Below are 2,907 nucleotides of genomic sequence, written 5' to 3'. Positions count from 1 at the left end.
GCCCCGGACCCCCGCGCCCGAGGCCGCCGCCCCGCAGGCCGCCTCACCGGAGGCGGTGGATGCGGTGCGCGCGGTGCTCGTGGAAGGCGGGGCCCCCGAGGCGCTGGCCCGCCCGGCGGTCGGCGCGCTGGGCGAGCAGGCGGCCGAGCTGCTGCGCACCGACCCCTGGCAACTGCTGGCGGTGCCCGGTGTGCGGCCGGAGCAGGCCGACGGCTTCGCCCGCGCCCTGCTGGGCGACGGCTGCGGCCCGGACGACGGCCGCAGGACGGCGGCCCTGGTCGGCTGGCTGCTGGAGCGCGCCGCCCTCCAGGGCCACACGGCGCTGGACGCCGGGACCGTACGGGCGGCGCTCGCGGAGCGTGCGGTGAGCGACCCGGACGCGGCGGTGCGCGAGGCCGTCGAGGAAGGCGTCGCCCTGCTCTTCGGGGAGGACGAGGAGCTGGAGCCGGACGACACCGGGGCCGAGGACGGCGTGGAGGACGGGGCGGTGCCCGAGGAGGAGGACGCCGAGGCCGAGCGGGAGCCGGTCCAGGTGCTGCTGGGTCTGGACCGCTACGCCTTGGCCGAGGAGAGCCTCGCCGAGGGCCTGGCCCGGCTGGTCAACGCCTGCGAGAAGGCCGCCGACTGGGCGGAGGCGGCAGCCGCCGCGCCCTCCCCCTCGGCCGCCGAGCTGATCCGTACGAGCGCCGCCGCCGGCCTGGTCGTGCACAGCGGCGGAGAGGCAGCGCGGGCCGAGCCGGCCGCGCTGATCGCGGCGGCGCGCGGCCTGGGTCTGCGGGCCCTGGGCGCGACCCACAGCGAGGACGGCCGCCGGAGGCTCGCGGACGCCACCGGCGATCCGGACACGGCCGTCACCCTGTCCGGCCTGCTGTCCGGCGCGCAGGGCCCCGGCCGGGACGAGGACGGGGCGCTCGCCCTGGACCTGCTGGTCGTGCTGGACGCCCCGCAGCTGGACGTGGAGAGCGCGGCGGTCCTGGTCGAGGCGCTGGCCGACGGCGTCCGGCTGATCCTGAGCGGCGACCCGGGCGTGCTGGGCTCGGCGGGCGCCGGGCGGGTGTTCGCCGATGTGCTGGCCGCCCGCGCCTGCCCGCAGGTCGTCTCCCGCACCCCGGACCCCGGGCCGATCGGCGAGCTGGTCTCCGGTATCGGCATCGGCGAGCTGAACCAGGTCGACGCCCCGGGCAAGGAGGTGGTGATCGTCCCGGTCCGCGACGCGGGCGAGGCCGTCCACCGCACCGTGCAGCTGGTCGCCGACTCGGTGCCCCGGGCGTTCTCCATCCCCGCCGAGGAGACCCAGGTGATCACGGTGGGCCACGGCGGGGCCGCCGGGACCAGGGCACTGAACGAGGCGCTGAAGCAGCGGCTCAACCCGGGCCCCGGCCGGTTCGGCGGGTTCGACCCGGGCGACCGCGTCGTCCATGTGCCCGCGCCCGGACGGACGGTTCCCGGGGTGGTGCGCTCGGCCGACGCCGAGGGACTGCGGCTGGACTGCGGGGGCGTCCCCGTCGTCGTACCGCAGGAGCGGGTGGAGTCGTCGGTGCGGCACGGGTGGGCGCTCAGCGCCCACCAGGCGGCCGGGATGCGCTGGCCCGCCGCCGTCGTGGTGCTGCCGGGCGACGCGGCGCAGGGGCTGAGCCGGCCGTGGGTGTACACCGCGTTCGGCCGGGGCGAGCGGCATCTGTCCGTGGTGCACGGGGTGGACCAGGCGCTCCCCCATGCGGTGGCGCAGGTTCCGGCCCAGGAGCGGACGACCCGGCTGCGCCCGCTGCTGGAGGCGCTCCCGACGCCCGACGCGGCTTCCTGAGCTGAGCTGACGCGGGCCGGTGCGGACCGGACAGCGGTGGGGGCCCGGTACGTCGTGCGTGCACCGGGGCCCCACCGTCACGTCCGGTGCGGGAAGAAAGAGAGGGAGAGGGTCAGAGGCCGCCCACCGCGGGCCCGGCGAAGTCCTCGTCCGGCTCGTCCTCCTCGTCGAAGACGGCGCTGACGTCGAAGCGGCAGACCACCAGTTCGGGGTCGGCGTCCTCGAAGGGGGCGCCGAGCCACTCCCCCGGCTCCGGCGGCGTCTCCCCGGCCGAGACCCAGAGGGTGGAGTCGCCCTCCTCCAGGCCGAACTCCTTGTGCCGGGAGGCGATCTCGTCCGGTTCGTACTCGCCGAAGAGCACGCCGAGCGCGGCGTGGACGCTGGTGCCGACCACCGGGGTCGTGTCCTTGCTGGCGCCCGGGCCCGCGTCGAGGTCGGCGAGGCGCTGGGCCTGTGCGAGGAGGCGCGGGGGCTCCGCGACCACGTAGTCGCGCCGGATCAGGACACTGAGCGCGCTGGGCTCCGCGGGACCGGCGTAGGGCGGCAGGGAGTCGTCCGCGCCGGGGATCTCGAAGGGCGTGACTTCGTCGTAGCGGTCGTAGAGGAGTTCGTCGTAGACCTCGGCGGCAGCGGCAAGGCCGTTGAACGCTTCGTAGACGGCGGGGTCGTCGTCCCCGGTACGGCGTTCGACCGCGTCGAGGTGACGGTCGATCGCGGCTTTGACCGCTTCGGCGGCGGCACGTACCTCGGCAGCGGTGGGCTGCGCAGCATCAGACATAGTGCAGACGCTATCCGTACCGGGGCGCTGCCCGCACAATAGATGCGATGCCGGAATACGAATTCATCGACGTGTACGTGCCGCGCGGGGTCTCCCGCAAGGAAGCGGCCCGACTCCTGACCGACCACGCCGAGTACGGACACTGGGAGCTGGACCGCCTGACGCTCCGCAGGGACGGCAGCCGCAGGGTGCGGCTGCGCAGACGGATCATCCGCCAGCTCCGGGCCACCTGGTGACAGGGCGCGGGGGGGGGCCCCCCCCCCCGCCCCCCCCGCGGGTTTTTTTGTGGGGGGGGGGGGGGGGGGGGGGGGGGGGGGGGGGGGGG

Annotated in this window: 3 protein-coding genes; 2 read left to right on the top strand and 1 reads right to left on the bottom strand. The window is 76.4% G+C overall.

The features are described from left to right. The coding region (locus JS521_RS26260) for a helix-hairpin-helix domain-containing protein (protein ID WP_205085448.1) at window positions 1-1,804 on the top strand (1,804 nt) is incomplete at its 5' end. A gap of 112 nt (window positions 1,805-1,916) precedes the next feature. On the opposite strand, the gene JS521_RS26255 is transcribed toward JS521_RS26260, so the two are convergent. After that, entirely contained in the window at window positions 1,917-2,582 is a 666-nt protein-coding gene (locus JS521_RS26255) for a hypothetical protein (protein WP_205085447.1), read from the bottom strand. A 47-nt stretch (window positions 2,583-2,629) separates the two neighbouring features. Between JS521_RS26255 and JS521_RS26250 the strand changes: the two genes are divergently transcribed. Next, window positions 2,630-2,818: a DUF5703 family protein gene (locus tag JS521_RS26250; protein ID WP_030114174.1), complete on the top strand. Its 189-nt coding sequence runs from the start codon at window positions 2,630-2,632 to the stop codon at window positions 2,816-2,818. The last annotated feature ends 89 nt before the right edge of the window (window positions 2,819-2,907 follow it).

The sequence above is a fragment of the Streptomyces durocortorensis genome, from assembly GCF_016901035.1.
GTDB classification, from domain to species: Bacteria; Actinomycetota; Actinomycetes; order Streptomycetales; family Streptomycetaceae; genus Streptomyces; species Streptomyces durocortorensis.
Note: the sequence above shows the minus strand (reverse complement) of the source record. Positions and strands in the feature narration are given on the sequence as shown.